Below are 17,321 nucleotides of genomic sequence, written 5' to 3'. Positions count from 1 at the left end.
ATAGAAAAAGATATGAATAATTCACATTTTAAAATAATTACTATAATTTTCTTACTGCTGACTCTTGAAGTGTATTCCCAGCAAGATCCTCAGTATACACAATATATGTATAATACAATGAGTGTAAATCCAGCTTATGTTGGATCAAGAGGGCATACGACTATTACCGCTTTAGGTAGAACCCAATGGGTAGGAGTTGATGGAGCTCCTGATACACAAACATTGAGTTATGATACACCATTAGGATATTCAGGAGTAGGATTAGGTGTAAATCTAACTAATGATAATATAGGACCCTCTAGTGAAATTTATTTGGATGTTAATATTTCTTATACAGTAAGAACTAGTGATGAAGGAAATTTAGCTTTTGGATTAAAATTAGGTGGAAGACATTTGAATATTGATTGGTCAAAAGGAATTTCTGAAAATCCTGATATTTTATTTGAAAGTAATGTGAATAAATTTTTACCTACTATAGGGGCAGGTATTTATTATCATAAACCTAAGTGGTATATGGGGGTCGCAGTTCCTAATATTTTAAGAACTACTCATTACGATGATACTTTTAATGGAGGAGACGAAGCTGAAGAACGATTGCATTTCTTTTTGATAGGGGGATATGTTTTTGATTTAAGCGAACGTATAAAATTTAAGCCTGCAGCTCTAGCTAAAGTGGTGAATGGAGCTCCGATTTCAATCGATTTATCTGCAAATGTTTTGTTTAATGAAAAGTTCAGAGTAGGACTAGCATGGAGATGGGACGATTCTATTAGTGCTTTATTAGGACTACAAGCATCAAAAGGATTGCACATTGGGTTTGCTTACGATTTAACAACTACTAATTATAGGAATTATAATTCTGGTACTTATGAACTGATGTTGCGTTATGAGATTTTTAAACCAAACGTATTGAAATCACCAAGATTCTTTTAAAGCTTAGAAAATGAAAAAAATTATAATCATAGTAATTTTACTAAACACGGTTTTAGGATATTCTCAAAGGAAATATGCGGCCAATAGATATTTTAAGGAATATGCATATAAAAAGGCTGCTGAATTGTATGAGTCAATATATCAAAAAGGAGATACTTCAATGGCAGTAATAAGCAGATTGGGAGATGCTTATTATTTCAATACAGAATCAATAGAAGCAGAGAAATGGTATGCTTTATTGATGGAAAAACATGAAGCGATTGTTTTACCAGAATACATTTTTAGATATGCACAGGTTTTAAAAAGTAATGGAAAAATTAAAGAATCTGATATTTGGTTGAGAAAACTAAAAAAAGTAAAGAATACCGATAGCAGGGCTATAGCTTTGGATAATAATAAAGATTACTTTGTGAATTATTCAAAGAAGAAAAAAACGTTTGTAAATATTAATAACCTGTCATCAAATACAGCGTATTCCGATTTTGGAGGATTTATTTTTAATAATAAATTATACTTTGCATCTACAAAGCCTCAAGGAACTAAATTTGATAAAAACTTATACAAATGGAATAATCAACCTTTTTTAAATATTTACGAAGCAGAAGAAACATTCAATGATGAAAGTGAATTGATAGATGTATCAGATGTGAAGAAATTGAAATCGATTAACACTCGTTATCATGAATCTAATGTAATTATTACTAGAGATGGAAAAACAATGTATTTTACTAGAGATAATTATAATGATGATAAATTAAAAGGAGATAAAAATAGTGTAACACATTTAAAAATATTCAAGGCCGATAATGTAGAAGGAGAATGGAAGAATGTAAAAGAATTACCGTTTAATGCAGATGGATTTTCGTGTGGACATCCAGCTTTAAGCCCGGATGAGAAAACGTTATATTTTGTTTCTGATATGCCCGGAGGAATTGGAGCAACAGATATTTATAAAGTAAATATTTTAGATAATAACGGTTATAGTAAGCCAGAAAATTTAGGCAACATAATAAATACAGAAGGGAGAGAAATGTTTCCGTACGTAGGAATGGATGGAACATTATATTTTTCATCTGACGGTCATTTAGGATTGGGAGCTTTAGATGTTTTTGAATCAAGGAGTCAGGATAATTCTTTTTCAAAACCAGTTAATTTAGGAGCTCCGGTAAATGGAAGTTTGGATGATTTTGCATTTGTAATAAATGATGAAAAAACAAGTGGTTTCTTTTCTTCAAATAGAAAAGGAGGAAAAGGAGATGATGATATTTATAGTTATATGATTTATAACTGTAAAGAAAGTATCAAAGGAATTGTAACTGCAATGGGTACAAATGAACCTATTGAAAATGCTATGGTAAAACTGATTGATGAGAAAGGAAATGTTTTAAAATCAGAAAGAACAAATGAAGATGGAAGTTATATTTTTGATGAAATAGATTGTGAGAAAAAGTTTGTTGTTATAGCTTCAAAAGAAGATTATAGAAATGACCAAAAAGAAGTACAAACACTTGATGTTAACAATAAATCAATTATAACTAATTTACAATTAGAATCGTTAATTGTGGAAGATCAAATAGTAATAAATCCTATATACTTTGATTTTGATTTGTATAACATTCGAGAAGATGCAGAGTATGAGTTAGAACACATTGTTTCAGTTATGAAAAATAATCCTGAAATGATTATCAAAATAGAATCTCATACAGATAGTAGAGGAACAAAAAAGTATAACAAGCAATTATCAAAAAGAAGAGCGATTTCTACCAAAAACTATATTATTTCAAGAGGTATTTCTGAAGAAAGGATAGAAAGTGCCATTGGTTATGGAGAAGAACAATTATTAAACAATTGTGATGATTTAAATCAAAATAAATGTACGGAAGAAGAACATCAAAAAAACAGAAGGTCTTATTTTTATATAGTGAATCTTGAAAAGTAACTTTTTATGGTTGTTGACTTACAACTTGGACAGTATTTTTTTTAGATTCTTTAAAGTTAGATTTTAAAAAGTCCTGTAAGTCTTTAATAGTAATATTCTGTAAAGTTTTTTTGTAGTTGTTCAGTTCATTTACTGAAACCTTGTTCGACAAGCTTTTATGTAAACTGAATGCCCATGTATGGGTACTAGTGCTATTTATAATAGAGTTGTATTGTAAATATAATTGTTGTTTATAGCTGTTAAAATCTTGTTCAGAAAGTGTAGTATTTACAATATTAGATAATAATTCTTTTAGTTTCTTTTTAGAACGTTTAAGAACAGAAGGTTTACACTGCCAGTTTATTTTTAAGATGGCTTGTTTGTTTAAAATATCTTTTTCAATACTTATAAGTGGTGTGTATACAAAACCTAAGCTTTCTCTCAATAATAACGTAATCTTATCGCGAAGCATGCGTTCGCTTAAAGAAAGAAGTAAACTATTTTTAAGATTGGCTTTATAAGGCAAGTAATAAATTTGTGTATTATCTGTATTAATAGTTGTACTCTTTTTGTTGTAAGTATAAGTACTATCAATAACTTTAAGATTGAATAAAGGTTTATTTTTTATTGAATTAGGATTTCTTTTTAGATTACCAAAGTAAGTGTTAATTAAAGGGAGTATTTCTTCATTTTTAAAGTTTCCTGTTACAATAAATTGCCAATCATTAGCAAAAGAAAAGCATGTGTTATACCAATCTTTCATTTGATTTAAATCTAACTTTTTAAATTCTTCTCCAGAATTGGCACTTTTTCTATTGGGGTAATAAGTACCTGAGAGTTCCGCTATTTTAAAGTCAGATTTTATTGCAAAAGGGCTTTCATGTATTGGGGATAAACTTTTAATTTCATCAGAAACTATCGATTTAAATTCTTTTTCGTTAGCACGAGCAGCTGTCATTTTTAAATATAAAAATTTAAAAAAATCAGGAATATCTTTTTGCGATGAGAAACCATAAATAGCACGACTGTCTTCTGAAACAATTTGAGAAGTTCCCATGTTTTTGTTTTCTAAAAATTTTTCTAGATTTTCATAATTTAAATTTCCAATACCACCTAATTCTATATATGAAACTGTAGATTCTAATTGGTAATAAAGAGTATCTGGAATATTTGATGTTCCTCCATTAGCATATCCAAGAATGCGAATTTCATCGGTTGAATCTATAGGTTTTAAGAATACTTTTATACCATTTTTATATTCGACTTCTAAAATCCCTAAGTTTTCATGTTCTTTTTTAGTTATAGGATATTTTGGAGTTAATTTTTCAGTTGTTAAAACAGGAGTCTTTTCCTTTTTTTCTCTTTTTTTAATAGGAGTTTTATAGTGGTAGTCGTTTAGTTTTTTTCGATTTACTTCTCGTATAATACTCTCTAAGTTTTTAGAGCTAATATTGTTTTTAGAATGTAAAGAATCTATAATATAAACTCTTTTAATAGAGTTTTTCCATAACTTTTTAGCTGTCTTTTTTATAACAGAAGAAGTGATTTTTTTAGTTGAATTTGTAGGTTTCTTTTTAATGTTTAATTGAAAATCTAACCATTCATTAGCATAAAAGTTATTACTCTTAGAGTTGTTTTTTTTCGTGTTTTCTTTAAGGTAATTTTTTAATTCATTGTTAGAAATACCAAAAAGGGCTAATCGTTTTAACTCAGTAAATATTGTAGTTAAAGTAGTTGAAGGATTTGATGTTAAATTAGACTCAACCGAAGTATAGCGTACATCTCCCAAAAAGTAATTACTGCGAACAATAGGATTTGTTTTTGATGAGAGAATAGTGTCTAATCGTTTAGAAAGAACATTGCTTAAAATATTTTTTATTTTTCTTTCTGTTTTTGAAGTAGGAGTATGTTTTTCAGCCAAGTTTAGAATGAGTTTGGGCTGTTTAGTTTTTTTGAATTGACTTATAATTACAGTATTGTTTAAGTCTTTAAAAAAGTTTTTAGAAACAAAACTTTTATTTGTGTTTTTAATAGAAGAGAAAGTGTTTTCTATTATTCTTTTCGATTTATTAATTGATAGGTCTATATCTCCAATAACAAATAAACTAGTAGCATGAGGCTGGTACCATTTTTTATAAAACTCCTGTAATTTTTTTGAAGTAATTCCTTGTATGCTTTTGGTAGTTCCAATGGCTAACCTATTTAGATATTTAGATTTTCCAAGTTTAAATAAAAATAAAGAATCAGCTTTAGCGGCAGCTTCTTTCTCAGCTAAAACAATTTTTTGCTGTGTTTGAATATCTTTTTCACTTAAAGATAAATCACTTAAAATATCAGCGAAAAAATAAAGTACTTTTTTAAGGGTGGCTTCCGAAACAGTTTTAGGAAAGTTAATTTCATATAGTGTGTAATTATAATTTGTTGTAGCATTAAAATTTACACCTATTTGTAAACCTTGAGATTTTAAGTATTGAACAAATGAATCGTTTTTAAAACGCTTTCCTCCATTGAAAGCCATATGTTCTAAAAAATGAGCGTAACCTAATTGTTCATCAGATTCATTAATAGAACCTGTTTTTACTAAAAAATAGAATAGTGTTTCATTAGCGTTTTTGTTTTTCTGAATGGTATATTCCATTCCATTTTTTAGCTTATTAGAAAATAGCACGCTTTCCTGTTGTTGGAAAGCGTGCGTTTTTATACTAGTAAGGTATAAGAAGATGAATACTTCTATGAATAAAAGTAAAAGTTTGGTTGATAGATTAGAAGTGCTCATCTAAGAAAATAATTGTTTGTTATTGTGTTTTTTAGTTAGGTTGTGTAAACTTAACAGTTACAATATCGTAAGATCCAGAGTTTTCATGATCTGTGTTGAACTTAAAGTTCATTTCTGTTGCATTATATGAGCTAGTTGGAGCAACCCAGTCTCCTTCACCCCAATCATCTGATATAATTGTACTGTAACCTATGTAATAGTTAGGATGAATAGAACCTCCAGTTACAATGTGTTCTTTTAAAGGGGTGTTCCCTTTAGCTAATGTAGCTAACTCATCCCATAAAGGAAATTCATATTGGAAATCTACTGCTGCTAAAGTTTTAGTTAAATTAGGGTCTAAAAAGTCAGAACCAATTACATAAGTGTTGTTTTCACCTACATAAGTTATATCGCCACCAGCTTTAAACTCTAGGTTATCTACTTTTACATTGAATGAATACTCTTTGTTTTTCCATTTGTTAACACGTTCGTCTCCTAATGCTTTTAAAACTTCTTTTACAGCAGGAGGAAAGTTAGGGTCAGTTGGTCCATACCAGTCAGTTGTGTTTAAAATAGTTTCGTGTCTATATACATATTGTAAATATTCAGATAAACCAAAAGCATTTTTGGTCATTACTAATAAAGGCTTGTCTTTAGTAGCATTTTTACTTAAAGTGATGTGAGTTATACCAGTATAGTTTAATGTTTGAGATGTTTCAAATGGGGCAAAAGAACCATTTGGAGCAGTAACTACTTTTACCTGTACTGGAATTTTACCAATCCACATAGAAAGATCGATTCCTTGTGATTTATAATGCTTAATTAAAGCTTGTTGATCTGCAGTTAAAGGAGTAATTCCTTCTTCAGCTTTTACAGTAATTGTATAACTGTCAGCTAATAATACATTATTGGTTATACCTTGGTAATCTTTAATTGTAAAAGTTAACTTTAAATCGTCAGCTAATACATTTTCAGCATCTGGTTTTTTAGTAGCTGTAACTTTTAAAATTCCTTTTGTTTGGTCTTTAACTATAGTTACAGGTTCAATGCTTAATAAATTAGGATAATTTGTTAACTCATCTAAGTTGAAGTTAATAGTAATATCTTCTTTAAAAGTGTTGCTTAATACTACATCGTATGTAAAAGTAGCAGCTTCTCCTTCTATTACTTCTGTTGATGTTTTGTTTATTAAGGTTACACTAACATCTCCTGAAAAAACAGGTATATCATCATCGCTACAAGATGTTAGGATAGTACTTGCTACAAGTACTAAGAATATTGATTTTAAAATTCTCATGATTGTTTTAATTAAAAATATTTATGTTTAAGGGTGTTTGTAAATTCAGTTATACTTACCAATTCGGATTTTGTTGATTCTGAATGGCTTTATTATTCGATATTTCGCTTTGTGGGATTGGAAATAACCATCTGTAATTATCTGGTTGTATTGTAAATAAAGTATTGTGGTTATTGAAGTTTACTCTAGGTAATTCCAGTGCTTGTTGTTTCAAATCGAAGTAGCGGTTTCCTTCTCCTAAAAATTCTTTTTGTTTGTCTTTTAAAATATCTCTTAAAAGAGTTGTTCCAGAGCTTGTAATAGGATTTGCTTTTCGAATTGATAAAAGATTATTTATAGTTTCTCTTGCTTCTGTTTCTTTGTTTAAGGCTATTAAACTTTGAGCTTTTATATAGTATAATTCAGCTGTTCTTAGCATTACAGTAGAAGTTAAAAGCTTTTCTACAGTATTATTTCTATACTTTTTTAAGAAATTAACTTTAATAATATTGTTGTTAATTAACCTAAAATCTTCATTGATAAAAGTGTTAGCTAAACGAGTGTCGTTAGTATCGTAATTAATAGAGAAGTTTACATAAAATTCATCATTATGTTTAACCCCATCATAAATAGAAGTGTAATAAAAATGTTCTCCTTTAAAAGTCAGTAAAGCTTCATTATTATTCTCTGGTTTTAGCCATACGGTATTCAAATCATCACTTTTTAGTGGTAGATTTGTTATTACTTCTGTACTTAGATCAATAGATTGTTGATATTTACCCCAGTAAAAATAGAGTTTAGCTAATAAGCCTTTTGCGCTATTTTTTGAAAATCGCACATTTGAATTGTTTTCAGGAAATAAGTTAATTGCTTTTAATAAAAGTTCTTCAATAGCTAAGTAACTAGTTTCTTGATTGCTTCTTGGAAGTTCAGCAGCAGCTATTTCATCTTTTAAAACAATACCTAAACCATTGGAGTTGTAGTTGGTGCAGTATAATTGAATAAGTTCAAAATAGGCATATGCTTTTAAACATAATGCTTGTGCTTCAATGTGTTTTAATAATTTAGAATCTTCTGTATTCGAAGTTTCTATAAATGGAATTCTACTAAGCAAAATATTTGCTTTTGTATTAACGCTATAATATGAAACCCATAATGTATTAGATAAAAACACTAATTCCTGAGCATTCCACTTATATAAGTTATAACTAGATATATTATCGTCTACAGTGTGATTTGGGTATAAATCATCTGAAAGTTTTGAAAAAATTACTCTATCGATTGGAAAAGCATTGTATATACCTGATAAACTTTCATTGGCTGTTGCTACATTATCAATTGCATCTAAACCTGTAATTCTATCTTCAACAGGTAGGTCTAAACTACATGATATGTTTACTATAAATAGTAAAAAGTAAAATGTTTTTTTCATCATTAATTTATTTAAACTTAGAAAGTGATGTTTGTACCAAAGGTTAGAATAGGTTGAGAAGAGCCTTGTATATTACCAGATTCAGGATCGCCTCCACCAAAATTAGTCCATGTATATATGTTGCTTACTTGCGTATACATTCCCCAATTTTTTATAAGACCATTACTTATTTTTTTGAGCATTTGATTGTCAAAATTATAACGTAGCATAATGTTGTTAAGCCTTATAAAATCTGTGCTGCTAATGTTTTGTGTGTTTGCGATGCTATTTAGACCTCCAAACTCATTAGTGTGTAGATATAGTGTTGGATATATTTTATTAACATCACCAACATTAAACCATGTTTGGTTTAATTGACCTGCATTAAGGTTTTTATATACATCTTCTTGTCCAAATACTCTACTTCTGTTTCTGTGTACTGCTTTACCACCAAAACTATAATAGATATCAATTCCTAACTGCCAGTTCTTGTAGCTAATATTATGGAACCAACCACCAGTGAATGGAGGAGTAGACCTACCTAAAACAATAAAATCTTCCTTATTTGGTTTTTCTGTATTACCATTGAAAGAGCTTCCATCTTTTCTTTGAAATAATGGCTGGCCATCGGCTGGGTTAATACCAATAAAAACTAAACCATAAATGATATCTGTTGGTTGCCCAACTTGATAATCAGGGTATGAATAACCAGGTTCTTTAGGGGTTACATTCAAAGTGGGCCCATCATATAAGTCGATTACCTTATTTCTGTTGTAAGAAAAAGTAGCAGAAGTATTCCAATGGAAATTACCGTTCTTAATAGGTGTAGTGTTTAAAGTTATTTCTAACCCTTCATTGTCCATAACTCCTACATTTTTTAATTGACTTGTAAATCCATTAGAAGGAGGGATGGATACAGTAAGTAGCATGTCTTTTGTCCTTCTATGATATACTTCTGCTGTTAAATTAAAAATATCAAATAATCGTAAATCAACCCCAAAGTTTATCGAGGTGTTTTTTTCTGGTCGCAAATCATCATTAAATAAATTTACTAATGAAAAATCACGAATCCCTAAGTATGCATTTGTAGAATAGCTAAAAGTTGGTACGGCTAAAGAAGGTGAAATACCAGCTAAACTTGCAGTTTTACCATAACTTGCACGAAACTTTAACCTGTTTAACCAAGTGCTGTTTTTTAAAAAAGATTCATTACTTAAAGTATAGCCAATACCTGTTGCCCAAAATGTATTCCAACGTTTGTCGCTAGGTAAAAGAGAAGAAGCATCTCTTTTATAACTACCATAAATGTCTATTTTATTATTCCATTCATATAAAGTAGAAAAACCGTAACCTAATGTAGCTTCCTGGACTTTTGATGAAGAAGTTCTAGCTCTATTGGCTCCAGTTAAATCATTGTTTATTCCTGCTCCTGAAAGTAATTTACTAGGTAAACCATGTCCGCTAATTCCAATAAAATCATTTGTCGATTTAAAATAATCTATATTGGCACTAAATGATAAATGATGTTTATTAAAGTTAATGTCGTAGTTTAAACGTGTGTTAGTGTTTAAGTTAGTGTTTACTACTTTATTTTTAGTGGCTTGCCCCCTTTCATGTACAGGAGTACCTTTAATTATTTCAGAATAAGCCGTTGGAGGGGTGATAGATAAATTTTCACTTACTACATAATCGACACCTACAACAGTTGCAATGTTTAAGTTCTTAGCTAATTTAGCAGTTATATTGGATGAAAAATTAAAACGTTTATCGTTAGAAGTTCTGGTGTATTGATTCACTAATTCTTGAAAAGTATAACCTCTGTATGATATTAATTTTCCAGCATGTTTTTGTTCATATGGGTTTAACTCATAAATTAAATTTGTAGGAGAATATGAAGAACCATGTGGGGTTTTGCTTTCAGAAATACCAAAACCAGCATTGAACATGGAATAGATATTTTTCGATATATTATATTCATAATTTAATCTACCAGTAAATCGATTAATTTCATTTCCGTCAAATTTACCACCATGTTTGGTGAAGTTACCAGAAACATAAAACTTACTTGCTTCATTACCACCACGAGTACTAACGTTGTAAGATTGATATGTGCTAATACGAGCTAACTCATTAAACCAGTTAGTATTAATTTTTTTTATAGAATCTAACTTTCGTTGTCCTTCAGCTACTAAGTGTTCAAGATTAGGATTACCACTAAAAGTTTTTCTAATAAACTCTTCAGATAAATAATAACCCGGTGTTGCTTGATTTTTTGATAAACGCTCGAATTCTAATTTCTCTTTAGTTCCCATCATATTTCTGCTGGGTCTACCTTTAAAAGTAACACCTTGTTGGAAATTAAAGGTATATTGAGTGTCGCCATTAATACCGCGTTTACTTGTAATTTCAATTACACCATTAGAAGCTTTAACTCCATATAAAGCATTAGCAGCAGCGTCTTTTAGTACTTTTATTTCTTCAATATCATTAACGTTTAAAGTAGCAAAAGCATCAGCTGAAATTATTTGTCCATCCAATACAAACAAAGGTTGATTGGCTTTGTTGTCTAATAACTCACGCTGCTCATCAGTTAATTTACTATTGGTTGGTGTTTTTATAGGTAGTGTTGAGGTACCTCGAATTCTAATTTTTAAGGGCTTGCCTAACTCACCACTTGCTTTTATAGTTAAACCGGCTACCTGACCTTGTAGAGGTTGTAGTGCATTAACAGTAGGTCTGTTTATTATTTTTTGCGATTTTACTGTAGAAATAGCTCCAGTGGCTTTACGTAAATCAATATCGTTGATGTTCTTCCTAGCAATTACTTCAACTTCATTTAACAATTCAGCTTGATGTTCTAATTGTATAACTAAAGGATTTTTGTTGTCGGATAAGTTTAAGGTTTTAGTCTTATATCCAATATAGCTAAATGATAATTTTGATGTAGCTATTATTTTAAACTCACCATTTAAATCTGTTGAAGTACCAGTTTTTTTGTTTTCGTTAACAATGGTTACACCAATTAGGGGTTCTTTACTAAAGGCATCTATTACCGTACCTTTTACTAATTTCTGAGCGGTAATATTAATTGCAATGAGCATTAATATAAGGGAAAATACTCTTCTCATTTATTTAGATTAAATAAAAATAAGTTGCAAATGTATTCTTTTATCCAGTTCAGAAAAAACTTATTTTAAAAAAAATAATGTTAAAATTTTTAAGATAGTTGGAAGAGGTAAATGTTTTATATTAAACATATACCTTTAAAATGTTTGGATTTAGACTACAGTTTTTTATGAAGAAAATAAATTCTTTTATGTGTAATATGTTTATTTGTAGTTCTCTATGATTGTTAAAAAGCTTTACTAGAACTAGTAAAGCTTTTGTGTAATTTTATGTGGATATAGTTTTATCTGAAGGACAAATTCAAAGACTTATTTTATACAATTCTATTGAATATAGAACAAGTTTTTTAGTCTAATAACACTCTTTTTATTAAAAATAGTTGCTTTTTTATCTTCTTTTTAATCGATTAGATGATGATATTTTGATGAAAAAAAGCGTGAAAAGAACAATTGTTGTTTGTTGAGTGTTTTTTGTAAAATCAGTTTTTACTTTTTAGAAGGAAGTCTACTTTTTATAAATTTAAATTGCCCATTATGATTTGATTCATGTTCACACACGTGAAACCATTTACAGTAATTATTTGTTGGTCCCCATGGCCAGTTTTTGTCTATTTTCATTAGCCATTCATCATCACGTTTTGCAAATTCTTTAAGCGTATGCTCTCTTACTTTTTCTAGCTTTTCAAGATAGAATTCTAAGTTGTTTCCTTTGATCTTTTTACGAGCTTTATCGCCAAGTCTTGAAGCAATGCTCCAGTTATCTTTATCTTCCTGGTCCCAATCACCCCATTTTCTTCCTTCAAATGTATGGATTTGATAAAATCTTTCTGTAGCAGCCAAATGCCATAGCATTGCACCAATTGAATTGGCTTTATCATCAACTAAAAAATCCAAATCACTTACACTCATTCCTTTTACTGGCATTAATATTACCATTCGCATCCAGTCCATCATAGAAACAAGTGTTCCTATTTGAGGAGTAAAGCCTTTTTTAGGACCAATAACATTAATGTCGTCTGAATAACTCATTAGAGGGGCTGCTGAAATGTCTTGTGGAAATGCTAATAAACTACCTGCTCCGAGGGTAAATAAAGATGATTTTTTAATAAAGTCTCTACGGTTAGTGTTTTCTTGTAGTTTTTTCATGAAATTTATTGTTAGATGTACAGTGTTTTTTGCTTTTGTAATTACCAATATTCAAATATTCTAAAAATTTTTCCTTTTTTAAACTCAAAAAGCGTCATTTTTGGATTTTCATCTTTAAGTTCACCGTTTTTACTAATAACATAGCTTCTATGGACAACTACAGCGTTTAAACCAGTTATTCTATTTATAATTTTTACAGCTGTTTCTTCCCCGTTGTAACCACCATTTTTTTGATTTTTAATATATCCATTGTATAAATCTTTACGGGTATAGGTGCCTCCGTATTTTGGATGTATATAAGTGAAATCGTAAGAGAAAAGTTCAAAAACTTTATCGATATCTTCAATTTTTGAATTGGCTTGAAATACTTTTAGGTTTAAATCATAGTATTTCTGAATTATAGTGTTTAGTGAGTCTTTATGTGCTTTTGTTGCATTTTGTGCAACGACTTGATTTAATGTCCATAGAATCAAAAAAGATGAAAAGAATATTCTCATAAAAGAATTTGTGTAAGGTAATTGTGTGTTTAGGGCAACCAATTTAACGAATACAAAAATAAAAGAGTGTTAAATAAATCTTATTCTGTAAAAGGAAAAGTTAAGGTGAATTGTTGTCTGTTTAACACTTAAAAACAAAAAAGCCTCACTAAAAGTGAAGCTTTAAAGGTGGTCCCACATGGGCTCGAACCATGGACCCCCTGATTATGAGTAATTATTATTTCAGGGTGTAATGTGTTTGTTTTTAGTGGTTTATGGTTTTTATCGGAAATGAAATTTGTAAAAAATTCGTAAAAAAATTGATGATATTAGTTGTTTTATAATCAATTTGTTGTGCTTTTTTATTTAAATAAATTACGTTTGCTAATATTCGTATGAGTAGTTATGTTTGGTAACGTTTTGGCTAAGCTGCGTTTTAATGCAGTTTAGGTGTTGTTAGCCTTTGTGATTATTCATTAATTTGTTCAAATATTCCATTTTCATTTCGCTCAAAACTTGTTCCAATTTCAGAATCGAGTAGGTGAATAAAAGAATCATCTCTTGATAAAACTGAACCAATTGAAACTAAACTAATATTGTCTTCATCTTCCATATATTCATCGGACTCATCACCTGACAATATTCTCCAACCAGTATCTATATAGTCCCTATTTTCATCCTTTTCTATTGGCTCTTCTCTATACATATAATTTATAGGTGCATTTTCATACAATACTTTATTTGTAGCAAAGCATCTATCATAATATTTGTCTACCAAATTGGGCTCGGATAATCCTAAATCATGATCAATTACATGTTTATACTCGAATTCTATTTCGTCTCCTGCATATAATTCGTGAAGGTAAAATGGATGATTGTCTAAAGTTCCTTTAAACTTTCCATTATTAATTTCTGTAATTTCGACCCACATTCTTTCTGCTCCTGGATGTTCAGAATTAGAAGATTCAAATTCAAATGTGAGTTTCACAATATTACCCACCTTAAGATTTCTTAATATCTCTCTGCTTGGTTTGTAAAACGTGTATTTATTTTCTTTAGCTAACTTTTCAGAGTCAGTTAGTTTCCAACTTCCCATTTTGTAGCCAAGTGAATTTATTCTCCTTAAATCAAATTCCCATTTTTTATTTAATTTACAGAGTTTAATTACTTTTTTAACCAAGTCATTCCCTTTTCTGTCGACTATAAAGTAATTATCAACTAATTCTGATGAAAGGTTTTCAAAAGCAATTCCCCATTCATTATTTTCTATTAGTTCAAGTCCGCTTTTAAGCTGTTTTTTTATCCCATCAATGACATCTGAATCTTCTTCATTAGTTAATAATTCAGATTCTACATAATCAAAAAAGTCTTTTACCGCTTGTTTTCTTTTTCTATTATTGAATATCATTTTTAGTTTTTCTCTAATTAAGGCTAACGGTTTTGTGTAAGCGTCAGTAATGGGAAAGTGCGCGAGTACTTTCCGCTGACGCAACTAATTTATTAAAAAGGTTGGAATTTCCGATTAGAAAATTCAGCCATTATTGCGTTTACACGGTGTTAGCCACCGTATTTTTTCAGGACTTCAAATATTATTTTCGCTTTATGCTTTAATGTATATTTAACTCCAGAAGGTTGGTCATCATCATTGATGATTTTTTTAGCGATTTCTTCTTTTATAGGCATTGGTATTTGTCCTCTTCCTCCAAGTTTTCGATGGATAATGTCTATTTCTTTACTCAAATTTAGAAGATACCTTTTTGATAATTCAGAGTAAAAATATTCTTGAATTCCGTCAATGATTTTAGGTTCAACACTTCTAATCATTTCTCCATCAAAAGCAGTATTCATTTCTACATTGTTTAGTTGTTCATCTATAGATTCAAATCCCGTTTGGTTTTTAGTTTTCTCAATTGAGAAAACTAAAATAAATTCGTCAATAACAAAGAAATATGGGTTTTGAATATCTGGATGGCAAAATAAAACCGTTGATTTTTCATCGGAATAATTTATTGACCTCAAAATTTTATAAGAAATGTTCTCTAATATTCCTTCTTTCTTTAAATTATCTAAATCATAATTTTCGATTGAAAGAAATTGTGATAAAACTATTTGTAGTTTTTCTTCATCAGATGCATTAAGTTTAAATCCACTTTTTTGTGCAATCGAGAGTCTCCAAACAATAGATGTCCAAAAAATAAATGCTAAGAAAGAATCTTCTAAATTCTGATAGTTACTATTTGGTTCGCTACCATTTTTTAAAGTATTAGCATATGCACTTTCAATTTCGCCAAGTCTTTTTTCACAAGTACTACAAAAAATATTATCTTCGACTAAAGGAATCTCATTTTGCTCAATTCTTTCTTCAGTAACTTCTCCATAAACTTTCTCAAGTGTTTCTGGTTTTGTTGCTCTTCCAAAATATGAAGATGGATGAAATTCAGATAATAAGAATCCCACTTCTTTGTCTCTTTTTTTTGAGCCTTCTTCATTATCAATTCGCTTTAATAAAAAATGTGGAATTATGTGAGAACCTGTTTTATCAGCAGGATTTATATTGCAAATGAGGCAGTTATTCATATGGAGGCTAACTTGTTTATATACGTGTATAATACATCATTATACAACTATATGGGTGTATAATCAATGTATTAATACATTTTATACTTTTCTGTAAATATAAATTTTACATATTAAAATATCAATATTATTACTTGATTTTACTGATGAAAAAATCTTGTAAAAAAGAAAAATATTTTGGAAGACTTTATTTGTCCTGTGATAATAAAATAGCTATGACTTCCTTACATTTAATCAGGAGGCTCATGCTTAAAAAGGAACTCATACTTTTTTAGAAAGTATAAATTTAATTTTTAAGTATATCAAGTTGATAAATAGATGGTTGTTGTCTTAAGAAGCAAAATTAAAATTCTTAAGTAATGAGTTAAAAAGTAGTTTCTGAGTTAAGAAATACGATGTGTGGCAAAAAAAATTCGTAAAAAATTCGTAAAAAATGGAAATTTCACCATGAAATTCCTTTTTTTTTATCGTTTTGACTTGATTGATTGATGTTAAAAAAAAGGTGTTTTTTTTAAAAGAGATATTTAGGCTAAGTTGCTGTTTTATAGTAGTATTAAGAAACAAAAAAGCTTCACAAAAAGTGAAGCTTTAAAGGTGGTCCCACATGGGCTCGAACCATGGACCCCCTGATTATGAGTCAGGTGCTCTAACCAACTGAGCTATAGGACCGGTTAAATTGGGATGCAAAAATAAAAACTTTTTTGAATAAAATGCAATTTTTTACACTTTTCTGTTCATTAAATTTTCACCAAACATGCGTAGCCCCTCTTTAGCATCCTCACTAATGTTTAAGTGAGTTAAACATTCAAAAGACTTATTAGTGTAATACTCAATAAGTTCGTGAGTGTGTTTAGGAATATTATTGTCAGAAAAAATGTTAGTGACTGTCTTTATTTTTTCTGAAATATTTTTTTGATTTTCGTTGTAAAGTGCAAAAAGTTTCTGCTTATCATCGTCATTTGCCACTTCTAAAGCTTTCAAATAAAGAAAAGTTTTCTTGTTTTCAATGATATCTCCACCAACTTGTTTCCCAAAAGTTTTAGGATCTCCGTAGGTATCTAAATAATCGTCTTGTAATTGAAAGGCAATACCTAAATTTAAACCATAGTTATATAAGTGTTGTGCTTGTTCTTCATCGGCTTCAGCAACAATAGCTCCCATTTTTAATGCTGCAGCAACTAAAACAGAAGTTTTTAGAGTAATCATTTTGATGTATTCTTCAATAGTAACATCATTTCTGGTTTCAAAATCAACATCTAATTGTTGTCCATCACAAACTTCAAGAGCAGTTTTACTAAAAAGTTGAGCTAGTTTTTGGAAAATAACTGGAGGATAGTTTTCAAAATACTGATATGCTAAAATAAGCATAGCATCTCCAGATAAAATTCCTGTATTAATATCCCATTTTTCATGAACAGTTTCGTTTCCTCTTCTTAGAGGTGCGTCGTCCATAATATCGTCATGAACTAAAGTAAAGTTATGAAAGACTTCAACAGCTAAAGCAGCTGGCATAGCTTGAGAGAAATTCCCAGAAAAAATATCAGAAGCAATAAGTGTAAGAATAGGGCGAATTCTTTTACCGCCTAATTGAAGTATATAGTCTATTGGTTCGTAAAGATTCTTTGGTTCTCTAACAATTTTTTGAGATTCTAAATAATTTAAAAAGTCTGATTGATATTGTAATATGTCCAAATCTAAAAATTT

General features: G+C 29.5%; 11 protein-coding genes and 1 tRNA gene. 2 read left to right on the top strand and 10 right to left on the bottom strand.

The genetic code is table 11. The annotated features are described in order from the left end of the window. Positions 1 to 12 precede the first annotated feature (12 nt). Together Q0958_RS00860 and Q0958_RS00855 are read left to right on the top strand one after the other, a co-directional pair. Complete coding sequence (locus Q0958_RS00860) at positions 13 to 933, top strand: type IX secretion system membrane protein PorP/SprF (protein ID WP_299118457.1); 921 nt, start codon at positions 13 to 15, stop codon at positions 931 to 933. 10 nt (positions 934 to 943) lie between these two features. Next, positions 944 to 2,872, top strand: coding sequence for an OmpA family protein (locus Q0958_RS00855; RefSeq protein ID WP_299118455.1), 1,929 nt, complete (start codon positions 944 to 946; stop codon positions 2,870 to 2,872). A 4-nt stretch (positions 2,873 to 2,876) separates the two neighbouring features. Here the strand turns inward: Q0958_RS00855 and Q0958_RS00850 are convergent, their stop codons facing one another. The 10 genes from Q0958_RS00850 to Q0958_RS00805 all read right to left on the bottom strand — a co-directional run bounded on the left by Q0958_RS00850 (position 2,877) and on the right by Q0958_RS00805 (position 17,309). Further along, positions 2,877 to 5,489 carry an insulinase family protein gene (locus Q0958_RS00850; protein WP_299118452.1) on the bottom strand — a complete coding sequence of 871 codons (2,613 nt, stop codon included), beginning with the start codon at positions 5,487 to 5,489 and terminating at the stop codon, positions 2,877 to 2,879. A 169-nt stretch (positions 5,490 to 5,658) separates the two neighbouring features. After that, positions 5,659 to 6,903: a DUF4929 family protein gene (locus Q0958_RS00845; protein WP_299118450.1), complete on the bottom strand. Its 1,245-nt coding sequence runs from the start codon at positions 6,901 to 6,903 to the stop codon at positions 5,659 to 5,661. Between the two features lie 55 nt (positions 6,904 to 6,958). Continuing rightward, positions 6,959 to 8,314, bottom strand: a complete 1,356-nt coding sequence (locus tag Q0958_RS00840) for a RagB/SusD family nutrient uptake outer membrane protein (RefSeq protein WP_299118448.1) — start codon at positions 8,312 to 8,314, stop codon at positions 6,959 to 6,961. 17 nt (positions 8,315 to 8,331) lie between these two features. After that, positions 8,332 to 11,421: a SusC/RagA family TonB-linked outer membrane protein gene (locus Q0958_RS00835; RefSeq protein WP_299118446.1), complete on the bottom strand. Its 3,090-nt coding sequence runs from the start codon at positions 11,419 to 11,421 to the stop codon at positions 8,332 to 8,334. Between the two features lie 483 nt (positions 11,422 to 11,904). Next, complete coding sequence (locus Q0958_RS00830; protein WP_299118444.1) at positions 11,905 to 12,564, bottom strand: DinB family protein; 660 nt, start codon at positions 12,562 to 12,564, stop codon at positions 11,905 to 11,907. Positions 12,565 to 12,605: 41 nt separating this feature from the next. Next, positions 12,606 to 13,061 (bottom strand): nuclear transport factor 2 family protein, encoded by a 456-nt coding sequence (locus Q0958_RS00825; RefSeq protein ID WP_299118442.1) that lies wholly within the window; start codon positions 13,059 to 13,061, stop codon positions 12,606 to 12,608. Positions 13,062 to 13,509: 448 nt separating this feature from the next. Continuing rightward, complete coding sequence (locus Q0958_RS00820) at positions 13,510 to 14,532, bottom strand: DUF2185 domain-containing protein (RefSeq protein ID WP_299118440.1); 1,023 nt, start codon at positions 14,530 to 14,532, stop codon at positions 13,510 to 13,512. Positions 14,533 to 14,597: 65 nt separating this feature from the next. Further along, on the bottom strand, positions 14,598 to 15,617 hold the full coding sequence (locus tag Q0958_RS00815; protein WP_299118438.1) for a hypothetical protein: 1,020 nt from the start codon (positions 15,615 to 15,617) through the stop codon (positions 14,598 to 14,600). 595 nt (positions 15,618 to 16,212) lie between these two features. Next, positions 16,213 to 16,286, bottom strand: a tRNA-Ile gene (locus Q0958_RS00810). A gap of 51 nt (positions 16,287 to 16,337) precedes the next feature. Beyond that, positions 16,338 to 17,309, bottom strand: a complete 972-nt coding sequence (locus Q0958_RS00805) for a polyprenyl synthetase family protein (RefSeq protein WP_299118436.1) — start codon at positions 17,307 to 17,309, stop codon at positions 16,338 to 16,340. Positions 17,310 to 17,321: the final 12 nt, after the last annotated feature.

Origin of the sequence: uncultured Tenacibaculum sp., assembly GCF_947499065.1 — a bacterium.
GTDB lineage: Bacteria > Bacteroidota > Bacteroidia > Flavobacteriales > Flavobacteriaceae > Polaribacter.
The sequence above is the reverse complement of the archived record's forward strand: the minus strand, read 5'-3'. Positions and strand labels throughout refer to the sequence as shown.

Bases quoted from the DNA above. Each gene is read 5' to 3' on its own strand.
- Q0958_RS00860 (WP_299118457.1), top strand. From the start codon at position 13: ATGAATAATTCACATTTTAAAATAATTACTATAATTTTCTTACTGCTG.
- Q0958_RS00855 (WP_299118455.1), top strand. From the start codon at position 944: ATGAAAAAAATTATAATCATAGTAATTTTACTAAACACGGTTTTAGGA.
- Q0958_RS00845 (WP_299118450.1), bottom strand. From the start codon at position 6,903: ATGAGAATTTTAAAATCAATATTCTTAGTACTTGTAGCAAGTACTATC.
- Q0958_RS00850 (WP_299118452.1), bottom strand. From the start codon at position 5,489: ATGGAATATACCATTCAGAAAAACAAAAACGCTAATGAAACACTATTC.
- Q0958_RS00815 (WP_299118438.1), bottom strand. From the start codon at position 15,617: ATGAATAACTGCCTCATTTGCAATATAAATCCTGCTGATAAAACAGGT.
- Q0958_RS00835 (WP_299118446.1), bottom strand. From the start codon at position 11,421: ATGAGAAGAGTATTTTCCCTTATATTAATGCTCATTGCAATTAATATT.
- Q0958_RS00830 (WP_299118444.1), bottom strand. From the start codon at position 12,564: ATGAAAAAACTACAAGAAAACACTAACCGTAGAGACTTTATTAAAAAA.
- Q0958_RS00825 (WP_299118442.1), bottom strand. From the start codon at position 13,061: ATGAGAATATTCTTTTCATCTTTTTTGATTCTATGGACATTAAATCAA.
- Q0958_RS00840 (WP_299118448.1), bottom strand. From the start codon at position 8,314: ATGAAAAAAACATTTTACTTTTTACTATTTATAGTAAACATATCATGT.